General features: G+C 62.8%; 19 protein-coding genes. 14 read left to right on the top strand and 5 right to left on the bottom strand.

Going from position 1 to position 21,422, the window contains the following annotated elements:
• The first annotated feature begins 41 nt into the window (after positions 1-41).
• The 13 genes from H2509_RS06535 to H2509_RS06475 all read left to right on the top strand — a co-directional run bounded on the left by H2509_RS06535 (position 42) and on the right by H2509_RS06475 (position 15,335).
• Positions 42-992, top strand: a complete 951-nt coding sequence (locus tag H2509_RS06535; protein WP_182163478.1) for a LysR family transcriptional regulator — start codon at positions 42-44, stop codon at positions 990-992.
• 140 nt (positions 993-1,132) lie between these two features.
• The gene (gene uraH / locus H2509_RS06530) at positions 1,133-1,483 is read left to right on the top strand and encodes a hydroxyisourate hydrolase (protein ID WP_182163475.1); all 351 of its coding nucleotides are present in this window, start codon (positions 1,133-1,135) and stop codon (positions 1,481-1,483) included.
• The gene (gene xdhA, locus H2509_RS06525) at positions 1,483-2,964 is read left to right on the top strand and encodes a xanthine dehydrogenase small subunit (protein WP_182163473.1); all 1,482 of its coding nucleotides are present in this window, start codon (positions 1,483-1,485) and stop codon (positions 2,962-2,964) included. Before uraH ends, xdhA begins: the two co-directional genes overlap by 1 nt.
• Complete coding sequence (gene xdhB, locus H2509_RS06520; RefSeq protein ID WP_182163471.1) at positions 2,954-5,287, top strand: xanthine dehydrogenase molybdopterin binding subunit; 2,334 nt, start codon at positions 2,954-2,956, stop codon at positions 5,285-5,287. Before xdhA ends, xdhB begins: the two co-directional genes overlap by 11 nt.
• The gene (xdhC, locus tag H2509_RS06515) at positions 5,284-6,276 is read left to right on the top strand and encodes a xanthine dehydrogenase accessory protein XdhC (protein ID WP_182163469.1); all 993 of its coding nucleotides are present in this window, start codon (positions 5,284-5,286) and stop codon (positions 6,274-6,276) included. Before xdhB ends, xdhC begins: the two co-directional genes overlap by 4 nt.
• A 17-nt stretch (positions 6,277-6,293) precedes the next feature.
• On the top strand, positions 6,294-7,904 hold the full coding sequence (locus H2509_RS06510) for an ABC transporter ATP-binding protein (RefSeq protein ID WP_182163467.1): 1,611 nt from the start codon (positions 6,294-6,296) through the stop codon (positions 7,902-7,904).
• Entirely contained in the window at positions 7,894-8,982 is a 1,089-nt protein-coding gene (locus H2509_RS06505) for an ABC transporter permease (protein WP_182163465.1), read from the top strand. The genes H2509_RS06510 and H2509_RS06505 overlap by 11 nt, the downstream gene beginning before the upstream one ends.
• 1 nt (position 8,983) lies before the next feature.
• The gene (locus tag H2509_RS06500; RefSeq protein ID WP_182163463.1) at positions 8,984-9,904 is read left to right on the top strand and encodes an ABC transporter permease; all 921 of its coding nucleotides are present in this window, start codon (positions 8,984-8,986) and stop codon (positions 9,902-9,904) included.
• Positions 9,905-9,977: 73 nt separating this feature from the next.
• Positions 9,978-11,045 (top strand): BMP family ABC transporter substrate-binding protein, encoded by a 1,068-nt coding sequence (locus H2509_RS06495; protein ID WP_182163461.1) that lies wholly within the window; start codon positions 9,978-9,980, stop codon positions 11,043-11,045.
• An 86-nt stretch (positions 11,046-11,131) separates the two neighbouring features.
• Positions 11,132-12,310 carry a urate hydroxylase PuuD gene (locus H2509_RS06490; protein ID WP_182163459.1) on the top strand — a complete coding sequence of 393 codons (1,179 nt, stop codon included), beginning with the start codon at positions 11,132-11,134 and terminating at the stop codon, positions 12,308-12,310.
• Positions 12,311-12,322: 12 nt separating this feature from the next.
• On the top strand, positions 12,323-12,841 hold the full coding sequence (gene uraD, locus H2509_RS06485; protein WP_182163457.1) for a 2-oxo-4-hydroxy-4-carboxy-5-ureidoimidazoline decarboxylase: 519 nt from the start codon (positions 12,323-12,325) through the stop codon (positions 12,839-12,841).
• Positions 12,838-14,115, top strand: a complete 1,278-nt coding sequence (locus H2509_RS06480) for an allantoate amidohydrolase (RefSeq protein WP_182163455.1) — start codon at positions 12,838-12,840, stop codon at positions 14,113-14,115. The genes uraD and H2509_RS06480 overlap by 4 nt, the downstream gene beginning before the upstream one ends.
• A complete protein-coding gene (locus H2509_RS06475; RefSeq protein WP_182163453.1) occupies positions 14,115-15,335 on the top strand; it encodes an ArgE/DapE family deacylase in 1,221 nt (406 codons plus the stop codon). The genes H2509_RS06480 and H2509_RS06475 overlap by 1 nt, the downstream gene beginning before the upstream one ends.
• Before the next feature lie 78 nt (positions 15,336-15,413).
• Here the strand turns inward: H2509_RS06475 and rimO are convergent, their stop codons facing one another.
• Complete coding sequence (gene rimO, locus H2509_RS06470; RefSeq protein WP_182163451.1) at positions 15,414-16,748, bottom strand: 30S ribosomal protein S12 methylthiotransferase RimO; 1,335 nt, start codon at positions 16,746-16,748, stop codon at positions 15,414-15,416.
• Positions 16,749-16,832: 84 nt separating this feature from the next.
• On the opposite strand from rimO, the gene H2509_RS06465 reads away from it, so the two are divergent.
• Complete coding sequence (locus tag H2509_RS06465) at positions 16,833-17,438, top strand: class I SAM-dependent methyltransferase (protein ID WP_182163449.1); 606 nt, start codon at positions 16,833-16,835, stop codon at positions 17,436-17,438.
• A gap of 168 nt (positions 17,439-17,606) precedes the next feature.
• Here H2509_RS06465 and H2509_RS06460 read toward each other — a convergent pair whose 3' ends face one another.
• From H2509_RS06460 to metG, 4 genes are all read right to left on the bottom strand, one after another.
• On the bottom strand, positions 17,607-17,909 hold the full coding sequence (locus H2509_RS06460; RefSeq protein WP_408022668.1) for a hypothetical protein: 303 nt from the start codon (positions 17,907-17,909) through the stop codon (positions 17,607-17,609).
• A 244-nt stretch (positions 17,910-18,153) separates the two neighbouring features.
• Positions 18,154-18,957, bottom strand: coding sequence for an MBL fold metallo-hydrolase (locus tag H2509_RS06455; RefSeq protein WP_182163445.1), 804 nt, complete (start codon positions 18,955-18,957; stop codon positions 18,154-18,156).
• A complete protein-coding gene (locus tag H2509_RS06450; protein ID WP_182163821.1) occupies positions 18,954-19,742 on the bottom strand; it encodes a TatD family hydrolase in 789 nt (262 codons plus the stop codon). The genes H2509_RS06455 and H2509_RS06450 overlap by 4 nt, the downstream gene beginning before the upstream one ends.
• Positions 19,742-21,304, bottom strand: a complete 1,563-nt coding sequence (gene metG, locus H2509_RS06445) for a methionine--tRNA ligase (protein WP_182163443.1) — start codon at positions 21,302-21,304, stop codon at positions 19,742-19,744. Before metG ends, H2509_RS06450 begins: the two co-directional genes overlap by 1 nt.
• Positions 21,305-21,422: the final 118 nt, after the last annotated feature.

Raw genomic sequence — 21,422 nt, 5'->3', positions numbered from 1 at the left:
CAATCCGCTCCCGGCCTGACCAACCGGAGGGTCCCAGGCTGGTGGACCAGGCACGCCATCTCTACGGCCCCGCGCTGTGTTACTTCGCGGCCGCCGCCGATGCCGGCTCGATCCGCGCGGCGGCGCGCGAGCTCAATGTCGCTTCCTCTGCCGTCAATCGCCAGATCCTCTGGCTGGAAGAAGCGATGGACCTCCGGCTTTTCGAGCGGGTCGGGCGCGGCGTGCGGCTGACGGAGGCGGGCGAAATCCTGCTGGCCCATATTCGCCGGTCGCTTTCCGATTTCGAGGCGACCACCGGCGAACTCGACGCACTGAAGGGCTTGCGGCGCGGCTCCGTTGCGGTTGCTTCCGTCGAAAGCGTCTGTGAAAGCCTTCTGCCTTCGATAGTGAACGACTTCCGACGGAAATTCCCGGGCATTCACATTGCGGTGAACGTGGCGGGTTCCGACGCGGTGAACCGGGCGATCATTGCGGGAGAGGCAGACGTCGGCTTCACCTTCGACCCGACGCGCGAACACGGGCTTTCCGTTGCCTTCCAGCGCGACCTGCCGATCGGAGCGGTGATGAATCCGGCGCATGTGCTGTCCCGCACGGAGCGATTGACGCTCGCCCAGTGCCTTGCTCATCCCTTCTGCCTTCCGTCCGAAGGCCTTTCGCTGCGCAAGCGGCTGGACGCTGTCCTCGTCACCCTGCCGTCACGGCACAAGACCTATGTCGAAGCCAATTCCCTCAGATTCATGAAGGCTCTGGCGAGGCGCGGAGACGTGGTCGCCTTCCAGACCCGCATCGGTCTCGAGGAAGAGCTTGTGCAGGGCAGCCTCGTTTTTCGGGAGCTTGAGGACCAGCCGCTCCAGCACGACCGCTTCTCGGTCGTGATATCCTCGAACCGCGCGCTCGGGCTCGCGTCGTCAATGTTTTTCGATCACGTTGTGAACGCATTGCGAAAGCAGCTTCCATCAACTGATGCCGATATGGCATCGGTTGAGGCGTGAATTGATGCTAGTCGGCTTTCCGTTCTTGGTGCACGCTGATTAGGCTTGCCTAAAAGAGCAACGTTTCTTTTTCGGAATCGGAATGGGCGGGTGCCGAACAAGGTCGGTGCCTGCATTCGTATTGGGATCTGGAGCTATATATGGGACGGTTGACGACGCATGTGCTCGATACGGCACTGGGCGTGCCGGCGAAGGGCCTTGCCATTGAGCTGTGGCGGGTCGCGGGAGAGCCTGAACTGGTGAAATCCGTCGTCACCAATCACGATGGCCGGGTGGATTCGCCGCTGCTGGAAGGCGAGGTGATGCAGGTCGGGATCTATGAATTGCGCTTCAAGGCCGGCGACTACCTGCGCGGTACGGGAGCTTCCCTGCCTGAGCCCGCTTTCCTCGACCTGATTCCTATCCGGTTCGGTATCGCCGATGCCTCCGCGCACTACCATGTGCCGCTGCTGCTTTCGCCCTTCGGCTATTCGACCTACCGGGGGAGCTGATGCGAAACTCGATCAGATTCCTGCATCGTGGCAAGGTCGTCGAACTGTCCGATTTCAGTCCGACCCAGACGGTGCTCGACTGGCTGCGCCTCGACGCGGGCCTGAAAGGCACCAAGGAAGGCTGCGGGGAGGGCGACTGCGGCGCCTGCACGGTGGCGGTGGGGCGTCTTTCCGGCGATCGGATCGTCTACAAGCCGGTGAATTCCTGCATCCTCTTCCTCGGACAGATCGACGGAGCCGAGATCGTCACAGTCGAGGATCTGGCCGAGGATGGTCGCCTGCATCCGGTGCAGCAGGCCATGGTCGATGCCCACGGATCCCAGTGCGGTTTCTGCACGCCGGGTTTCGTGATGAGCCTCTTCACGCTCTATCATTCCGACCACCAGCGCGCCGACCGCAAGACCGTTACCGACTGGCTCGCCGGCAATCTGTGCCGTTGCACCGGCTATCGGCCGATTGTCGAGGCTGCACTGAACAGCTGCTTCACGGCGGCAGACGACGCCTTTTGCCGCCGCGAGAATGAAACGCAGGAAAGCTTGCGGGGTCTTGCCGACGATGAAGACGTTCTGGTGGGTGATGACGACCGGTTTTTTGCCGCGCCCGGCTCCATCGATGCGCTTGCCGACCTCTATGAACGGCACCCCGAAGCGACGATCGTGGCGGGCGCCACCGATGTGGGCCTTTGGGTCACCAAGCAGTTGCGCGGTCTCGACAAGGTTATCTGGCTCGGTCGCGTCGAAGGCCTCGATCGCGTCGAGGAAACACGCGGGGGCCTGCTGCTCGGTGCCGGTGCAACCTACTCGGCGGTCGAGCCGCACATCGGCCGGATCGACCCGGATCTCGGCGAATTGTGGCGGCGGATCGGTTCCAAGCAGGTGAGGGCGTCGGGGACGGTCGGCGGCAATATCGCCAACGGCTCGCCGATTGGCGACACCCCGCCGGCCTTGATCGCGCTGGGAGCCACGATCGAACTGCGCAAGGGCAATGATGCGCGCACCCTGACGCTGGAAGACTTCTTCATAGACTACGGCAGGCAGGACAGGGCGACCGGAGAATTCGTCACAGGCGTATTCGTGCCGAAGCTCGATCCCAATCAGGCGTTTCGCGCCTACAAGCTGTCCAAACGCTTCGATCAGGACATATCGGCGGTGATGGCTGCCTTCCGCTTCACCATCGTGGACGGGCGGATTACCGAGGCGCGCATCGCCTACGGCGGCATGGCCGCGACACCCAGGCGGGCGCGTGGTGCCGAAGCGGCGCTGATCGGCGCCAACCCGGCCGACCCGGCGAGTTGGGCTCCGGCACTGAAGGCTGTGGCCGACGACTACGCGCCGATCACCGATATGCGGGCCAGCGCCGACTACCGGCGAGAAGCCGCGCGTGGCATGCTGGCGAAGGCGTTGGTGGAAGTAAGCGGTGCGCCAGATGCGCATACGCGTATAACCGGTTTCCGGCAGATGGAGGCTGATCATGCAGCCTGACCAGATGCCGGCAGCCGACTATGCCTCTGTCCGCAAGCCAAGCCCGCATGACAGCGCGATCAAGCATGTCACGGGCGAGGCGACCTATATCGACGATATCCGCGAGCCGGCCGGTACGCTGCATGTGGTGCCGGGCTGGCATCGCGATGCGGTGTGCGGGCGCATCAAGTCGGTCGATCTCGATGCGGTTCGCGCCTATCCGGGTGTTGTCGCGGTACTGACCCACGCCGATATTCCGGGCAAGAACGATTGCTCGCCTTCCTTCGGCGACGATCCGGTGCTCGCGGAAGGAAATATCCAGTTCCACGGCCAGGCGGTGTTTGCCGTCGTCGCCGAGACGCGCGACGCCGCAAGGCGCGCAGCCCGCCTTGCCAGGATCGAGGTCGAGGAGCACACGCCTATCCTGACGGTGGACGACGCGGTCGGCGCCGACATCACCGTCATGCCGGACTATCAGTTCCGCAAGGGGGCGCCCGAGGCCGGCCTTGCATCAGCCGAACGCAAGCTCTCCGGCCGACTGATGATCGGCGGGCAGGAGCATTTCTACCTGGAAGGCCAGGCGGCGATGGCGGTGCCCGGTGAGGATGGCGACATGTTCGTCCATTCCTCCACGCAGCATCCCTCCGAGGTGCAGCACACGGTCTCCAAGGTGCTGGCGTTGCCGGACGCGGCGGTCACCGTGGAGGTGAGGCGCATGGGCGGCGGCTTCGGAGGCAAGGAAAGCCAGGCCAACCAATGGGCGGCCCTTGCGGCCCTGGCCGCTCGCGTGACGGGCCGTCCGTGCAAATGCCGACTCGACCGCGACGACGACATGATCATGACCGGCAAGCGGCATGACTTCCGCGCCGACTGGACGGCCGGCTTCGACGCGGAAGGACGCATCCGGGCCGTCGACATGAAGCTTCTGGCGCGCTGCGGTTATTCGGCCGATCTGTCGCTGGGCGTCGTCGACCGGGCGATGTTCCATGCCGACAGCAGCTATTACTATCCGGACGCCGCCATTCTCAGCCGCCGCATGAAGACGGACACGGTCTCCAACACCGCATTTCGCGGATTTGGCGGCCCGCAGGGCATGCTCGCAGCGGAGCGGATGATCGACGCCATTGCGATCACGCTCGGCGAGGATCCGCTGACGATCCGCAAACGCAATTTCTACAGCGCCGGCCGCGACGTCACGCCCTATGGCATGCCAGTGGAAGAACATCACACGCTGCATGCGCTGATCGGGGAGCTTGAGGAAAAGGCCGCCTATTGGGCCCGGCGTGAGGAAATCCGGTCCTTCAACGCATCAAGCCACATCCTGAAGAAGGGGCTGGCGCTGACGCCGGTGAAGTTCGGCATCTCCTTCACGCTGAAGCACCTCAATCAGGCGGGCGCGCTTGTCCATGTCTATACGGACGGCTCAATACATCTGAGCCATGGCGGCACGGAGATGGGGCAGGGGCTTTATCAGAAGGTCGCGCAGGTGGTGGCCGAGGAATTCGGCGTGTCGCTCGACCGGGTGCGCATCACGGCGACCCACACGGGAAAGGTGCCGAATACCGGGCCGACGGCCGCCTCCTCCGGCACGGATCTCAACGGCATGGCGGCGAAGCGCGCGGCCGAAATGATCAAGGCCCGGCTGATCGCGTTCGCCTCCGCGCATTACGGCGTCGAAGCGGAAGCAATCGATTTCCGCGACAACAAGGTGATCGTCGGCAACGAGGCGATCGATTTCGGGGCGCTGGCCAAGGAAGCCCATCTCAACCGGATCCAGCTTTCCGCCGCCGGTTTCTATGCAACGCCGAACATCACCTGGGATCGACCCACCGCAAGCGGCAGGCCCTTCCTTTATTTCGCCTATGGCGGCGCCTGTGCGGAAGTCACCATCGACACGATGACCGGCGAAATGCGTGTCGACCGGGTGGATATCCTGCACGATGTCGGCAAATCGCTGAATCCGGCCATCGATATCGGCCAGATCGAGGGCGGTTTCGTGCAGGGCATGGGTTGGCTGACGACGGAAGAGCTGGTCTGGGACGGCAAGGGGAGGCTGAGAACCCATGCGCCCTCCACCTACAAGATACCGACGGCGTCGGATGTGCCGGAAGCCTTTAGCGTGTCGCTCTACGATTCGCCCGGCAATCCGGAGGATACGATCTATCGCTCAAAGGCGGTGGGCGAACCTCCGGTCATGCTTGCCAATTCGGTCTTTTGTGCCGTGTCCGACGCGGTGGCGAGCCTGAAGCCGGGTGTCGTTCCGGAACTTGACGCGCCGGCTACACCCGAGGCCATATTGAAAGCGGTAGCGGCGATCAAGCAAGCGGAGGCAACTGGCAGATGACCGTTTGGGCCGCCATCGCCGATGCACTGCGCGACCATGGCGCCTGCATGCTGATCAGCGTGCTGTCGGCGGAAGGGTCGAGCCCGCGCGAGGCGGGGGCGCGTATCGTGCTGCGGCCCGGCAAGCGCTTCAGCGGCACGATCGGCGGCGGCCAGCTTGAATTCGAAGCGATCGACATCGGCGAAACTCTGCTGAGGCAGGGCGCGGCGGGCATCAGCTTGCGGAGCTTCGCGCTCGGGCCGGATCTCGGCCAATGCTGCGGCGGCAGGGTACGCCTGTCCTTCGAAGCGATGGGCGTTTCGCGGCTCGCCGAGGCGGAAATGTTCGCAGAACTGGAGGCGAAGGGACGGTTCTCGGTTGCCTCCAAGGTCGGAGAGGACGGCAACGTTGGAAAGCGTCGGGTGATCGACAATGCCGATGCGCCAGCGATCAGCCTGAGCGGCGGCGAACTGGTGGAAAGTTTCGGAGAGGACCGGACGCCGCTTTATCTCTTCGGCGCTGGCCATGTCGGCCGCGCGCTGGTGCTGTCGCTAGCGCCGCTGCCCTTCGACCTTACCTGGATCGACAGCCGCGCCGACGCCTTCCCGAAATATGTGCCCGCGAATTGCCGGTTGGTGCGGAGCGCCGAGCCTGCGGCGGAACTCGGCGCCGCGCCTGACGGGGCGATGGTGCTGATTATGACCCATAGCCATGCGCTCGATCAGCAGATCGCCGATACCGCGCTTCGAGCGGGGCGGTTTACCTATGTCGGGGTCATCGGCAGCAAGACCAAACGGGCAAGGATGATGTCGCGCTTCCGCGCGGCGGGGCTTGGAGAGGAAGCCCTGCGGACCTTCGCCTGTCCGATCGGCCTCGGCACGATCCGATCAAAACTTCCGGCGGCGATCGCGGTTTCGATTGCAGCCGATCTCTTGGCGAGACAAGAAGCGGTGAGCGAGGGGACGGGGACCGTGCGGCCTCTTGCAACCACGAACCGCGCCAGACAATAAAGGGCCACGGGGGTGTGATGGGAAGAGATACGGAAAGCAGTAAGTCGGGAGAGACCGCCGCAGGACGCCTGCGGACAGGAGACTTGCTGCTGCAGGCGCACGGTATCACCAAGCGTTTCGGCGATATCCTCGCCAATGACAAAGTCTCGATCGATCTGAGGGCCGGCGAAATCCATGCCCTGCTCGGCGAAAACGGCGCCGGCAAGTCGACTTTGGTGAAGATCCTCTATGGCGCGCTGGAGCCGAATGGCGGCACCTTGTCCTGGAACGGTCAACAGGTCGCCATATCCTCACCTGCCGAAGCAAGAAAACTTGGCATCGGCATGGTATTTCAGCATTTCTCCCTGTTCGAGGCCCTGACGGTCACCGAGAATATCGCCCTTGCCCTTCCGGGCAGGCTGTCGCTGCGCGACCTGGCCGACAAGATCAGGCGCGTGTCGGCGGATTACGGCCTGCCGCTCGATCCCGGCGCCATCGTGGCGGATCTGCCGGTCGGCATTCGCCAGCGCATCGAGATCGTCCGCTGCCTGCTGCAGGAGCCGAAGCTCATTATCATGGATGAGCCGACCTCGGTGCTCACGCCGCAGGAATCCGACCAGCTCTTCGAGACGCTGAAGCGCCTGACCGACGAAGGCTGCGCTATTCTTTATATCAGCCACCGGCTGGAGGAGGTGCAGCGCATCTGCCACCATGCGACGATCATGCGCCATGGCAAGGTGGTGATGGAATGCGATCCGGCGCTGGAAACGCCGGCATCGCTTGCCCGCATGATGGTCGGTGCGGACATCAAGGACATCACCCGCGAAGCGTCTTCTGCAACGGAGGGCGAGGATCGGCTGGCCATCGTCGACCTTTCCGCGCCGGCCGATGGTCCGTTCTCCGTGCCGCTGAAGAGCATCCACTTGCAGGTGAAGGCCGGCGAGGTGGTGGCGATTGCCGGCATTGCCGGCAACGGCCAGGGTGAACTGTTCGACGTCATATCCGGCGAGCGTCTCTCGGATCGCGCCGATGCCGTCCTGATCGACGGTGCTCCGGTCGGGCGAAAGGGCATCAATGCGAGGCGGCGGGCGGGCGCCGCCTATGTCCCGGAAGAACGGTTGGGACATGGTGCCGTGCCCGGCCTGAAGCTTTCGGAAAATATCATCCTCACCCGCCATGCGACGCGCGACGGCCTGGTGCTCTCCGGCTTCCTCGACCGGGGCAAGGCCGAGGAGCTGGAAAAGAAGCTCAAGGCCGATTTCGACGTGCGCATGTCGCACGACAATCCGGAAGCGCGTTCGCTATCGGGCGGCAACCTGCAGAAATTCGTGGTTGGACGGGAACTCGATCGCAACCCCGGCGTCCTGGTGATCAACCAGCCGACCTGGGGTGTGGATGCGGGCGCTGCGGCATCGATCCGCCAGCAGCTCATCGACCTGGCACGCGCCGGCAGCGCCGTGCTGGTCATCAGTCAGGATCTTGACGAAATATTCGAAATTGCCGACCGCATCGCCGTGATTTCGCGTGGCGAACTGTCGGCGGCGGAAGCGGCGGAGAAGATGACGCGCGAGCGGATAGGCCTGCTGATGGGCGGACATGCCGGCGAGGCCGGCAAGGCGGCTGAAGGAAGGGCCACCCATGCGGCTTGAATTGCAGAAACGCCCGGAACGCTCCGCTCTTTACGCTCTGCTTTCCCCTTTCATCGCCATCGCGCTTACCGTCGCATTCGGAGCCGTTCTCTTCGCTTTTCTCGGCAAGGATCCGGTCGAGGCGCTCTACGTCTATTTCATCAGCCCGCTGACGAGCACGTGGTCGCTGCATGAACTGGCGGTGAAGGCCGCGCCGCTGATCCTGATCGGCGTCGGTCTCTCGGTTTGCTATCTGTCTTCCAACTGGAATATCGGTGCCGAAGGGCAGCTCGTGATGGGCGCCATCGTGGGCTCTACGCTGCCGATCGTCTTTCCGGACTTCCAAAGCCCTGTCGTGCTGCCGCTGATGATGATCATGGGCATGGCGGGCGGCGCTGCCTACGGGGCGATTCCGGCCTTCCTCAAGACCCGTTTCGGCACCAACGAGATCCTCACAAGCCTGATGCTGGTCTACGTGGCGCAGCTCTTCGTCGACTGGCTGGTGCGCGGTCCCTGGCGCAATCCGGAAGGGTTCAACTTCCCTGAATCGCGGACGTTCCACGACTACGCGATCCTGCCGGAGGTGCTGGCTTCGGGCCGCACGCATTATGGTGCGGTCTTCGCGCTGGTTGCAGTCGTCGCCCTTGCCATCCTGCTGTCGCGGACCTTGAAGGGTTTCGAGATCAGGATTGCCGGCCAGGCGCCACGGGCAGGGCGATTCGGCGGCTTTTCCGCCAGCCGGATGACATTCTTCGCCTTCCTGCTATCGGGCGCGCTTGCCGGTCTCGCCGGCATTTCGGAAGTATCGGGCGCGGTGCAGCAGCTACGCCCGGTCGTATCGCCCGGCTACGGCTTCACGGCGATCATCGTCGCCTTCCTCGGCCGGCTCAATCCGATCGGCGTACTCTTTGCCGGGCTTCTGCTCGGGCTTTCCTATCTCGGTGGCGAGGAAGCGCAGATCGTCCTCGGGCTCTCCGACAAGATCACCCGCGTCTTCCAGGGCATGCTGCTCTTCTTTGTTCTGGCGTGCGACACGCTCATCCTCTATCGCATCCGCCTGGTGCGGACCCGTGGCGCCGTAGCAGTGGCAGGAGAATAAAATGGATCTTGCCGTTGCAATCATCGTCACCGTGGTGACGGCCGCCACGCCGCTCCTGATTGCGGCTATCGGCGAACTGGTCGTGGAACGTTCCGGCGTGCTCAACCTGGGTGTCGAAGGCATGATGGTGATCGGCGCTGTCGTCGCCTTCGCCACGGCGCAAACCACGGGCGATCCCTACATCGGCATTCTCGGCGGTATCGCGGCGGGGGCGTTCCTGTCGTTGCTGTTCGCCGTCCTGACCCTGACCCTTGTCACCAATCAGGTTGCGACCGGACTGGCGCTGACACTGCTCGGGCTTGGCATGTCCGGAGCGATCGGTGAGGGTTATGTCGGCATACCCGGCATCAAGCTGCAGGCGATCGAGATTCCGCTGCTGTCGGATATTCCGTTCTTCGGCGACATCCTCTTCAAGCAGGATATCATCGTCTATCTGTCCTTTGCGCTGGTTGCCGGCGTTACCTGGTTCTTGTTCCGCACGCGAGCCGGTCTCACCCTGCGCTCTGTCGGAGACAGCCAGAACTCGGCCCATACGCTCGGTATCGGCGTGATCCGCATCCGCTATCTGGCGGTCTTGTTCGGCGGCGCCTGTGCCGGCCTTGCCGGTGCCCAGCTTTCGCTCGCCTATACCCCGCAATGGGTGGAAAACATGACTGCCGGCCGCGGCTGGATCGCGCTCGCGCTCGTCGTGTTCGCCTCCTGGCGGCCGCTTCGCGTGATCGTCGGCGCCTATCTTTTCGGTGCCGTCACCATCGGACAGCTTCACGCCCAGGCCCTCGGCTTCGGCATTCCTTCGCAGTTCCTGTCGGCACTGCCTTACCTTGCCACAATGATCGTCCTCGTCATCATCTCGCGTGATCGGCGGCTGACGCTGGTTAATACACCGGCTTCTCTCGGCCAGCCCTTCGTTCCGGACCGATAACCGGAGTAAAAGACCGGGACGGGCGCTTTGCGCGCCTGAGCCCGAGTTTCAAACCAGAGAGGAAGTTGCAATCATGAAAAGCAGGATAATGGGACTGGCGCTCGCCGCCGTCTTCGCGTCGGTTTCCGGCGCGCAGGCCGCCGACAAGCTGAAGGCCTGTTTCGTCTATGTCGGTTCCAAGACCGATGGCGGCTGGACGCAGGCCCACGATATCGGCCGCCTGGAAGTCGAACAGGCCCTCGGCGACAAGGTCGAGACGCAATATGTCGAGAACATTCCTGAAGGCGCCGATGCGGAACGTGCGATCGAGCGTTTTGCGCGTTCGGGTTGCGGTATCGTCTTCACCACGTCCTTCGGCTTCATGGATCCGACGATCAAGATCGCCAAGAAGTACCCGGATGTGAAGTTCGAGCACGCCACCGGCTACAAGACGGCCGAAAACGTGACGAGCTACAACTCGCGCTTCTACGAGGGCCGCTACATCATCGGCCAGATCGCCGCCAAGATGTCGAAGACCGGCGTAGCCGGCTACATCGCCTCCTTCCCGATTCCCGAAGTGGTGCAGGGCATCAACGCCTTCCTGCTCGGCGCCCAGTCCGTGAACCCCGACTTCAAGCTCAAGGTCGTCTGGGTGAACTCCTGGTTCGACGCCGGCAAGGAAGCCGACGCCGCCAAGGCGCTGATCGACCAGGGGGTCGACATCCTGACGCAGCACACCGATTCCACTGCGCCGATGCAGCTTGCGGCCGAGCGCGGCATCCACGCCTTCGGCCAGGCTTCCGACATGATCGCCGCTGGCCCGAACACGCAGCTGACCGCCATCGTCGACACCTGGGGCGCCTATTACATCAAGCGCATCGAGGCCGTGCTCGATGGCACCTGGCAGACCCAGTCCAGCTGGGACGGCCTGAAGGATGGCATCCTGACCATGGCCGCCTACACCAACATGCCCGATGACGTGAAGGCGATGGCCGAGGCGACCGAGGCCAAGATCAAGTCCGGCGAGTTGCATCCGTTCGCCGGTCCGATCACCAAGCAGGACGGCACCGAGTGGCTGAAGGCCGGCGAAGTTGCCGACGACGGCACGCTGCTTGGCATGAACTTCTACGTGCAGGGCGTCGACGACAAGCTGCCGCAATAAGCGCAGCGCTTGCGACCCAACCCGAGAATCCGAAGCGCGGATTACCGCGCTTCGGTCCTTACCTCTCATTGTGACGATAAAAACGCATGACCGCCGCTTTTGCTGCCGACTGGCTGAATTTGCTGCTTCGCTGGGCCCATCTGATCGTGGGCGTGGGCTGGATCGGCACGTCCTTCTACTTCATCGCGCTCGATCTTTCCCTCCGCAAGCGGGAGGGGATGAAGGAAGGCGTCTATGGCACCGCCTGGGAGGTGCATGGCGGCGGCTTCTATCATGTCGAAAAATATCTGGTGGCGCCCAAGGAACTGCCCGACGACCTGATCTGGTACAAGTGGGAGGCCTATCTCACCTGGGTTACAGGTTTCGGCCTCCTCGTGGTGCAGTATTATTTCAACGCCTCGGCCTACCTGATCGATCCGGCGAAGCTGGCGCTCGAACCCTGGCAGGCAATCGCCATATCGATGGCGTCATTGCTCGCCGGCTGGCTGATCTACGACCGTATCTGCCGCTCGCCGCTCGGCAACAACACGCCGCTACTCGCTGTCATCGTCTTTGTCCTGATCGTGGCCGCCGGCTATCTCTACACCCATGTCTATTCGGGTCGCGGAGCGCTGATCCATGTGGGGGCCTTCATCGGCACGATCATGGCGGTCAACGTGTTCGGCGTGATCATCCCGAACCAGAAGAAGATCGCGGCGTCGCTCATCGCCGGAGAAGCCCCCGATCCGCGGCTCGGCCAGATGGGCAAGCAGCGCTCGGTGCACAACAACTACCTGACCCTGCCGGTCCTCCTGATGATGGTGTCGAACCATTATCCGATGCTCAGTTCGCATAGCCAGTCCTGGCTGATCGTGGCGCTGATCATCGTCATCGGCGCGATGGTGCGCCATTTCTTCAACCGGCACGATGCGGGAGACCCGCTGAAAGCCTTCGCCTGGAGCCTGCCAGTGGCAGCACTGGGACTTGTGATCGCCGTGGTCATGACCGCTCCGAAGACCGCGACCGCGACCGCCGGGGTGAGCGACGACGAGATCCTCGTTCTGGCGAAGACCCATTGCGCAGTATGCCACGCGGCAAAGCCGACCCATGAGGCCTTCGAGGAAGCGCCCAAAGGCGTCACCCTTGAGTCGATTGCGGATCTGAAGCGCTATGCCGTGCTGATCACGCAACAGGCCGTTCAGTCGGACGCCATGCCGCTTGGCAATGAAACCGGCATGACGGAAGAAGATCGCGCCAAGCTTGGCGCCTGGATCGCGGCGCAATAGGAGCCGCGCATCATGGTACGCAGCATGGATGACGTGAACCGGCTTGACCTTGCGGGATTCCTGACCGAATTCGGAGACGTCGCGGAGCATTCGGCATGGGTTGCCGAGTCGGCCTTTACGAGGCGACCCTTCGCAAATCGGGAAGCGTTGATCGCAGCCTTCGAGTGGGCGATGCGGGCGGCGCCCAGGGACCGCCAACTGGCGTTGATCCGGGCCCATCCCGACCTGGCCGGCAAGGCGGCAATTTCCGGCCGGATGGCGGAGGATTCGCGCAGGGAACAGGCAGGGGCAGGCCTGGACAGGTTGACGCCGGACGAATTCGCCCATTTCACCGACCTGAATACCCGCTATCGGGACGAGTTCGGCTTTCCCTTCATTTTCGCGGTGAAGGGGGCAACCAAATACCAGATCCTGGACGCCTTCGAGGCCCGTATCCGAAACGACGCCGAGACGGAATTCGAGACGGCACTGACGCAGATCGCGCGCATTTTCCGCTTCCGCCTGGAAGACCGGGTGGAGGAGGGGGCATGACCGTGCTTCCGGATGACGCGGACATCCTTGCGCTTGGACGCGAAGCCGAGGCGATGATCGAGGCACTGGCCGCGATCTCCGCCGAAGAAGGCAGGTTGACGCGCCTCTATCTCAGCCCCGAGCACCGCAAGGCGGCCGACCTCGTCGCCGGCTGGATGCGGGACTTCGGCCTCGACGTGTCCGAAGATGCCATGGGGACCGTGAGGGGACGCCTCAAGGCGACATCGAATACGCCGTTGAACCACAGGCTCCTGGTCGGCTCGCATATCGATACGGTTATCGACGCCGGCAAGTATGACGGCAATCTTGGCGTCATTTGCGGGATATTGGCCGCACGCGAAATTGTTAGGCGTGGCATCGAGATACCTTTCGGCCTCGACATTCTTGCCTTTGGCGACGAGGAGGGGGTGCGTTTTCCGACCACTCTGCTGACTTCGGCCGCGGTCGCCGGGCATGTCTCCGCCCAGGCGCTGGAGGGTCGGGACGCCAATGGCGTCAGCGTGGCCGATGCGCTGAGAGTATTCGGCGGCGATCCCCAGCGGGTTGCCGCTTGCGCCGACGATCCGGGCGAAGTACTCGGATATCTCGAGGTGCATATCGAGCAGGGCCCGGTTCTGGAGGCTGAAGACCTGCCGCTTGGCATCGTCACCTCGATTGCCGGCGCTGCCCGATTCCGCATCAGGATTTCCGGCATGGCGGGTCATGCCGGCACGGTGCCGATGGCGCTTCGCCACGACGCGTTGGCGGCAGCGAGTGAGCTTGTTCTTTTCATCGAAGAGACGGCGAGAAGCGGTGTGACCGATAGTCTTGTGGCGACGGTCGGCGAGTTGGGCGTCAGGCCCGGTGCGGTCAACGTCATCCCTGCGGACGTGGCCCTGACGCTCGATATCCGCGCTGCATCGGACAATCCACGCCTTGAAGCGGTAAAGGCAATCGAGGCGAGGGCGGCGCAGATCGCGCAGGCGAGGGGCTGTTCCATTGCCTTCGAGCCCTATCATGAAGTGAATACCTGCCCATGTTCGCCGGATTTGCAGGACGCGGCGGAGGCTGCGCTTCAGCGGCTTGGCCTCACGCCGCGCCGCATGATGTCGGGTGCCGGACATGACGGACAGGCAATGTCGAAGCTCACCGATATCGGCATGTTGTTCGTGCGCTGCAAGGGCGGCATCAGCCATAATCCGCTCGAAAGCGTGACCGTTGAAGATATGGGATTGGCGGTGGAAGCCATGGTCGGCTGGATAGAACAGTTGGCCAACAAGGAGAGGAAGAATTGATGAAAGCGGCGATCGACGCCCGTTTTGCGGATGAGGTCGAGTTCCTCAAGGCGCTCGTGCGCGTGCCGAGCGACAATCCGCCAGGCGACACCGCGGCCCACGCGGAAGAAGCGGCGGTCCGGCTGGAAGCCCTTGGCTTCAAGGTCGAGCGTCATCCGGTTCCGGAGCCCTTCGTGAAGCAATACGGCATGAAGAGCGTGACGAACCTGATCGTGCGCGAGGTTTTCGGCGACGGCAGCGGGCCGGTGATCGCCCTCAACGCCCATGGCGACGTGGTGCCGCCGGGCGACGGCTGGACGACCGATCCCTATGGCGGCGCCGAAATCGACGGTGCAATCTATGGCCGTGGCGTCGCTGTCTCGAAGTCGGATTTCGCAACCTACGCCTTTGCGCTGCTGGCGCTGCGCGACCATGCGGAAGGCTTGAACGGCACGCTCGAACTGCACCTGACCTACGATGAGGAAGCCGGCGGCTTCGTCGGCCCGAAATGGCTTCTCGAACAGGGGCTTACCAAGCCGGATCTGGCGATCTCGGCCGGCTTCTCCTACGCGATCACCAACGCGCATAACGGCTGTCTGCATCTGGAGATCGTCGTGCGCGGGCGGCAGGCGCATGCGGCCATGCCGGCGACCGGCGTGGATGCGCTGGAAGCGGCAACCCCGATCCTCGCGGCGCTTTACGAAGAGCGCAAGCGGTTGACAGAAAAGACCAGTGCCCAGATCGGCATCGGTTCGCCGCAGATCACCGTCGGCCTGATTTCCGGCGGCATCAACACCAATGTGGTGCCCGACCGGGTGACGATGCGCGTTGACCGCCGCCTGATCCCGGAAGAAAACGGTCAGCAGGTCGAGGACGAGCTGATCCGTCTGGTCGAGGCGGCCGCACCCAAGCTCGCAGGCCTGGAGGTGGAATGCCGGCGCATCATGCTGGCGGAGCCGCTGCGGCCGATCGAGGGCGTGGAGAAGCTGATTTCGGCGATCCAGCGCCACGCGCCGGGCCTGCTCGGCGTCGATGCGGTGAAGGCGACCGGCGTGCCGCTCTACACCGACGCCCGCCACTATTCGGAGGCCGGCATTCCGACGATCCTCTATGGCGCGGGGCCTCGCTCGATCCTGGAAGCCAACGCACACAGCGCCGACGAACATCTGCAGCTTTCTGATCTGCGGGCAGCAACCGAAATCGTCGCCTTGTCGCTGAGGGATCTGCTGTCCGGCAATTGACTTCGGACTGTCAATGCAAGGGAAAAGGGCGCCGTTGGGCGCCCTTTTATTATTTATCAGCCTCTTCCCTGAGCGTCCTCAGACAACCGCGCCATGCAGGTCATAGGCATCCGAAGCCTCAACCTTGACCGTGACGATATCGCCAACGCGCACTGGCCGGCGGGCGGTCATATGCACCGAGCCGTCAATTTCCGGAGCGTCCCAGACGGAACGGCCGACGGCTGCAAGGCCATCGGACTTGTCAACGATCACCTTGATGCGCTGGCCGACCCGGCGGCGAAGTAGCCGCTCGGAAATTTTCTGCTGATGCGCCATGAGGCGGTTCCAGCGGCTCTGCTTCACTTCGTCCGGCACCGTATCGAGGCCGAGATCGTTTGCCCTGGCCCCGGCGACCGGCTCGTATTTGAAGCAGCCGACGCGCTCCAGCCTGGCCTCGGTCAGCCACTCCAGCAGCATCTCGAAATCTTCTTCCGTCTCGCCGGGAAAGCCGACGATGAAGGTGGAGCGCACCGCGAGATCCGGGCAGATCTCGCGCCACTTACGGATACGGTCGAGCGTTTTTTCCTGATGAGCCGGGCGGCGCATCGCCTTCAGGACGTTGGGGGAAGCATGCTGGAAAGGAATATCGAGGTAGGGCAAGATCTTGCCCTGTGCCATCAGCTCGATCGCCTGGTCGACATGCGGGTAGGGGTAGACATAGTGCATGCGCACCCAGACGCCGAGTTCGCCAAGCGCTTCCGCCAGATCGTAGAACCTGGCCTTGACCGGCCGCGTTTCGCCATCGGCCCGTTTCCAGTCGCTTGCCGCGTATTTCAGGTCGACGCCATAGGCCGACGTATCCTGGCTGATGACGAGGATCTCCTTGACGCCAGCCTTCACCAGCCGTTCCGCCTCGCGCATGACATCTCCCGCCGGCCGCGATACGAGGTCGCCGCGCAGGGAAGGGATGATGCAGAAACTGCAGCGGTTCGAACAGCCTTCGGAGATTTTCAGATAGGCGTAGTGGCGTGGCGTCAGCTTGACGCCCTCCGGCGGAACGAGATCGAGGAAAGGATCATGCGCCGGCGGCACCGCCTGATGCACCGCCGCCATGACGCTCTCATAGGCCTGAGGGCCCGTGATCGCCAGCACACTGGGATGCGTTTCGCGAATCTGGTCCGGTTCGGCTCCCATGCAGCCGGTGACGATCACCTTGCCGTTTTCCTTCAAGGCCTGACCGATCGCATCGAGCGATTCCGCCTTCGCGCTGTCAAGAAAGCCGCATGTGTTGACGATCACGCAGTCCGCGCCGTCGTGCTTGCGAGCGAGTTCATAGCCTTCCGCGCGCAACTGGGTGATGATCCTCTCGGAATCGACAAGCGCCTTCGGGCAACCAAGGCTTACAAAGGATATACGCGGCGCGGCATTCGACATGGGCAGGTTCTCGATTTTGATTGCGGCGGAACCTAGCGAAGCACGACCGAAAAGCAAGTCCTCCGAACCATCAGGAGCAGTTTGATGCGATCAGACATCCTCGCCAGATACGCCGTGTCCGCTGGTGATCTGATCACGCGCTTCGAAGCGATTACATCGGAACACCATCTGTCTCCCGTTTCCGATCTCCTTCCGGTCAAATCGGCGCGTATCGTGGATATCGGCGCGGGCACAGGACGCGACGCAGCATGGTTAACAGGGAAGGGCCATCATGTGACTGCCGTGGAACCGGTCGATGAATTGCGCAAGGCCGGCATGCAGCTCCATCCGGAGGAAGCGATATCCTGGATCAACGACTGCCTGCCCGAGCTTGTCACGCTCCGCCGGCAGCAACCTTTTGACCTGGTGCTATTGAGTGCGGTCTGGCATCACCTGCAGAACAGCGAGCGGCAAGCGGCGCTCCGGAACCTGAAGAACATCGCCGTACAGGGCGGACTGTTGATCATCTCGCTTCGCCACGGAGGCAAGGAACACGAAGGCTTTGTCTTTCCGGTGTCGACGGACGAAACGATTGCCATGGCAGAGCGCGAGAGTTTCGAGCTGCTGAGACAACGGCAAACCGGCCCGATGCAGGAGCGTTCTCGCGCCGCCGGCGTTCACTGGACCTGGCTCGTCTTCCGTTCAGTGTGAGTTTCGTCAAATTCGGGCCACGCGGTAGCGGAAGGGGCATGAGAGAGCATCACCGCAGGGCCATTGCGCATCCGCATCTTCCTGAATCCATAATTCGCATAAGATATATTATGGAATATTCTTATGGTGCGGTTTGCTGTGGCCTTGGCGGATCGATTGCCCAGGCGATTAATCGGCTGATGCAAGGTCTTCCGGCGAATTCGCCTCCACGACGCGGCGCGCGATCCCGTATGAGAACCCGGCCCGGCAAATGGACGCAATTTCGCGGCTCCGCGTGTTCTCGTCTGCCGGCTTCGTCCGCCAAGGCCCGATCCGGCGGCGGCGCGCATGGATGATGGCCGCGGCCAGATCGCTTCCGTCGTCCTTCTGCATCGCCGCATCCAGGACCGAAGCTTCAACGCCTTTGGCGCTCAACGTCGCGCGGATCTTGCGGCTCGACCGTCCGCGCCGCCGCAGACTGGTGACACGCATCTCGGCATAGGCTGCGTCATCGACAAGTCCGAGCTCGACGCACCGCGCGACGGCACGATCGACCATTCCCGCAAATTCGGATGGGTCAAGGTCATTCGCCCTGGCTGCGCGTTCGACCTTTCTGGACAGGACACGCCGCAAGTTCTCGCGTGACGTGGCATAGCGCTGCAGATAGGCAAAGGCAGAGCGTTCCAGCCGCTCCTGAGTTGGTGGACTGAGCGGTCTTTGACCCGGTCGCATGTCTTCAGACGGTGAACGTCAGGCCGTCATGGGCCGGTTCGACATTGGCCGGCAACGTTTCGCATAATGTGCTGTAATCGAGATCGATATGCATATTGGTCAGGATGGCCCGCTTCGGTTGCAGGCGTTCAATCCAGCTCAGCGCATCGGAAAGCGAAAAATGACTTGGGTGCGGCGTCAGCCGAAGCGCGTCGAGTATCCAGACGGACAGGCCTGTCATCTGCCTTGCCGCCTCCTGAGAAATCTCTTTTACATCAGGCAGATAGCAGACGTCATTAAATCGAAACGCCAAAGAGTCGATATCGCCGTGATTGACGGTGACGGGCAGGACGGAGATCGCTCCGCCCGCTCCTTCGATCTGAAATTCGCGCTTTCGCTGGATGCGGTGCTCGTCCAGGATCGGCGGGTAATTCGATCCCGGCGGGGTCACGAAACAATAACCGAAGGCCTGGTGCGCGCGTTCGGACGTTGCCTCGTCCATATAAACCGGCACGCGGCGGCGATGACTGATCGCAATCGCCCGCAGATCGTCGATGCCGTGGATATGGTCGGCATGCGCGTGGGTGTAGATGACGGCATCCAGATCGGCCACGTTTGCTGCCAGCAGCTGCTGACGGAGGTCCGGACCGGTATCCACGAGAACCGTCGTGGTTCCGGCGTCGGAGATCCGCCGGACCAGCAGCGAGCATCTCAGGCGACGATTTTTCGGCTCCTTCGGGTCGCAACTGCCCCACAAATTGCCGATGCGCGGCACGCCTCCGGACGAACCACAGCCTAGGATCGTGAATTCCAGACGCGACGCGCTCATCCTGCCTCCGGCCGGCGCGCTTTCCTGAACAAGCGGAAGAAGTTTTCAGTCGTCTGCGCGGCCATGTCCTCTTCGCTCATGGCGTGACAATCGGCCAGCACCTTGTTGGTGTGGCGGACATAAGCCGGCTCGTTGCGCTTCCCCCGCCAGGGTTGCGGCGCAAGATAGGGGGCGTCGGTCTCCACCAGCAGCCGGTCGACGGGCAATTCGGCAGCGATCTGCCTCAGCTCTTCGGACCGCTTGAAGGTGAGAATTCCGGAAAAGGAGACATAAAGACCAAGCTCAATGCCTTTCATCGCCAGCGCCCTGCCGGACGAGAAGCAATGCAGGAGGGCCGGATAAGCCCCCTTCCCCATTTCGTCTTCCAGGATCGCGGCCATATCGTCGTCGGCGTCGCGTGCATGGATGACGAGCGGCAGGCCCGTTTCGCGCGCCGCTGCGATATGGCGGCGCAACCCTTGCGCCTGAGCATCGCGAGGCGCCTTGTCATAGAAATAATCGAGCCCGGCTTCGCCGATAGCCACCACTTTCGGGTGCTCGGACAGGCGCACGAGTTCCTCAACCGTGACGTCGGTCTCCTCGCCTGCATTGTGCGGGTGGGTACCGACGGAACAGAAAATGTTGTCATAGCGCTCGGCGATCGCGCGGATCGCGTCGAAGCGGCGGACCCGGGTGGAGATCGTCACCATCGTCCTGACGCCGGCCTCGGCCGCGCGGGCCACGATCTGGTCCCGTTCCTCGTCGAAATCCGGAAAATCGAGATGGCAGTGGCTATCGACAAGCATCACGCGGATGCCTCGCTCTTTTCTTCCTCCACGTAGCGCGGGAAGACGCCGACCGGTTTCGGCAGAGCGATGCCGCTTGCCAGCCGTCCCACGCTGCCGAGCGTGGAGAAATCGCGGGCATCCTGAGCGACCGACAGCAGGTCGAGAAGCTTCGACGCGCTGTCCGGCATGACCGGCTGGGCAAGGATCGCCACCTGCCGGATCACTTCGGCCGTTACATAAAGCACCGTGCCCATGCGATCCGGATCGGTCTTGCGCAGCGCCCACGGCTCCTGCGAAGCGAAATACCGGTTCGCTTCCGCGACGCAAGCCCAAACGGTAGACAAGGCCTGATGGATTGCCTGGCTATTCATCGCCTCGCGGCACGCTGCGGCCATGGCATCCGCCTGGCCAAGAATAGCGTTGTCCGCCTCGGAGAGCGCGCCCGGCACTGGCAAGCTGCCGTCGCAGTTCTTGGCGATCATCGAAAGCGACCGCTGCGCCAGATTGCCAAGGTCGTTGGCAAGATCGGCATTCACGCGATTGACGATCGCTTCGTGGCTGTAGTTGCCGTCCTGACCGAAAGGCACTTCGCGCAGGAAGAAATAGCGGACCTGATCGAGACCGTAGTGATCGACGAGCGTGAAGGGGTCGATGACATTGCCGACCGACTTCGACATCTTCTCGCCGCGGTTGAACAGAAAGCCGTGAGCGAAGACCCGCTTCGGCACCGCGATGCCGGCCGACATCAGGAATGCCGGCCAGTAGACGGCGTGAAACCGCACGATATCCTTGCCGATGACGTGCAGGTTGGCCGGCCAATAGCGCCAGTTCTCGGCGTTCTCGTCCGGAAATCCGAGGCCTGTGATGTAGTTGGTAAGCGCATCCACCCACACGTACATCACATGCTTCTCGTCGCCCGGCACCGGAATGCCCCAGTCGAAGGTGGTGCGCGAGACCGAAAGATCCTTCAGCCCGCCCTTTACGAAGCTGACGACCTCGTTGCGCCGCTCATCAGGGCCGATGAAATCCGGATTGGCCTCGTAGTGCGCAAGAAGGCGGTCCTGATAGGCGGAGAGGCGGAAGAAATAGCTCTCCTCCTCCACCCATTCTACGGGCGTGCCTTGCGGGCCGTAACGCACGCCGTCTTCACGCAGTTCCGTTTCGCTTTCCTGATAATAGGCTTCGTCGCGAACCGAGTACCAGCCTGAATAGCTGTCCTTGTAGATGTCGCCATTGGCCGCCATCCGCTCCCAGATCGCCTTCGACGCCGCATGATGCCGCGCTTCGCTGGTGCGGATGAAATCATTGTTGGAACAGCCGAGCTTCGCGACCATCTCCTTGAAACGGCCGGCATTGCGCTCGGCCAGATCTCGCACGTCGATCCCTTCCTTGCGCGCCGTCTGCAGCATCTTCTGGCCGTGCTCATCCGTGCCGGTCAGGAAATAGACGTCGCGGCCGTCCAGCCGCTCGAAACGGGCAATCGCATCCGTGGCAATCGCCTCGTAGGCGTGGCCGATATGCGGTGATCCATTCGGATAGGAAATGGCGGTCGTGATGTAGAACGGGGTTTTGGCGGTCATGGTTTCTTCAGTGTCGGAGGCCGTGCAGCCATCGAGGCCGATCATAGGGCCTGAAATGCTATACGGACGGCAGAATTCGAGATGGGCAGGGTCGTTTGCGGGTGGCGTAACGAGGCAA

The sequence above is a fragment of the Stappia albiluteola genome (assembly GCF_014050225.1).
GTDB classification, from domain to species: Bacteria; Pseudomonadota; Alphaproteobacteria; order Rhizobiales; family Stappiaceae; genus Hongsoonwoonella; species Hongsoonwoonella albiluteola.
Note: the sequence above shows the minus strand (reverse complement) of the source record. Positions and strands in the feature narration are given on the sequence as shown.

Bases quoted from the DNA above. Each gene is read 5' to 3' on its own strand.
- H2509_RS06475 (WP_182163453.1), top strand. From the start codon at position 14,115: ATGAAAGCGGCGATCGACGCCCGTTTTGCGGATGAGGTCGAGTTCCTC.
- H2509_RS06450 (WP_182163821.1), bottom strand. From the start codon at position 19,742: ATGCTTGTCGATAGCCACTGCCATCTCGATTTTCCGGATTTCGACGAG.
- H2509_RS06500 (WP_182163463.1), top strand. From the start codon at position 8,984: ATGGATCTTGCCGTTGCAATCATCGTCACCGTGGTGACGGCCGCCACG.
- H2509_RS06465 (WP_182163449.1), top strand. From the start codon at position 16,833: ATGCGATCAGACATCCTCGCCAGATACGCCGTGTCCGCTGGTGATCTG.
- uraH (WP_182163475.1), top strand. From the start codon at position 1,133: ATGGGACGGTTGACGACGCATGTGCTCGATACGGCACTGGGCGTGCCG.
- metG (WP_182163443.1), bottom strand. From the start codon at position 21,304: ATGACCGCCAAAACCCCGTTCTACATCACGACCGCCATTTCCTATCCG.
- H2509_RS06510 (WP_182163467.1), top strand. From the start codon at position 6,294: ATGGGAAGAGATACGGAAAGCAGTAAGTCGGGAGAGACCGCCGCAGGA.
- H2509_RS06455 (WP_182163445.1), bottom strand. From the start codon at position 18,957: ATGAGCGCGTCGCGTCTGGAATTCACGATCCTAGGCTGTGGTTCGTCC.
- H2509_RS06495 (WP_182163461.1), top strand. From the start codon at position 9,978: ATGAAAAGCAGGATAATGGGACTGGCGCTCGCCGCCGTCTTCGCGTCG.
- rimO (WP_182163451.1), bottom strand. From the start codon at position 16,748: ATGTCGAATGCCGCGCCGCGTATATCCTTTGTAAGCCTTGGTTGCCCG.
- H2509_RS06505 (WP_182163465.1), top strand. From the start codon at position 7,894: ATGCGGCTTGAATTGCAGAAACGCCCGGAACGCTCCGCTCTTTACGCT.
- H2509_RS06460 (WP_408022668.1), bottom strand. From the start codon at position 17,909: ATGCGTGTCACCAGTCTGCGGCGGCGCGGACGGTCGAGCCGCAAGATC.
- H2509_RS06480 (WP_182163455.1), top strand. From the start codon at position 12,838: ATGACCGTGCTTCCGGATGACGCGGACATCCTTGCGCTTGGACGCGAA.
- xdhC (WP_182163469.1), top strand. From the start codon at position 5,284: ATGACCGTTTGGGCCGCCATCGCCGATGCACTGCGCGACCATGGCGCC.
- H2509_RS06490 (WP_182163459.1), top strand. From the start codon at position 11,132: ATGACCGCCGCTTTTGCTGCCGACTGGCTGAATTTGCTGCTTCGCTGG.
- xdhA (WP_182163473.1), top strand. From the start codon at position 1,483: ATGCGAAACTCGATCAGATTCCTGCATCGTGGCAAGGTCGTCGAACTG.
- xdhB (WP_182163471.1), top strand. From the start codon at position 2,954: ATGCAGCCTGACCAGATGCCGGCAGCCGACTATGCCTCTGTCCGCAAG.
- uraD (WP_182163457.1), top strand. From the start codon at position 12,323: ATGGTACGCAGCATGGATGACGTGAACCGGCTTGACCTTGCGGGATTC.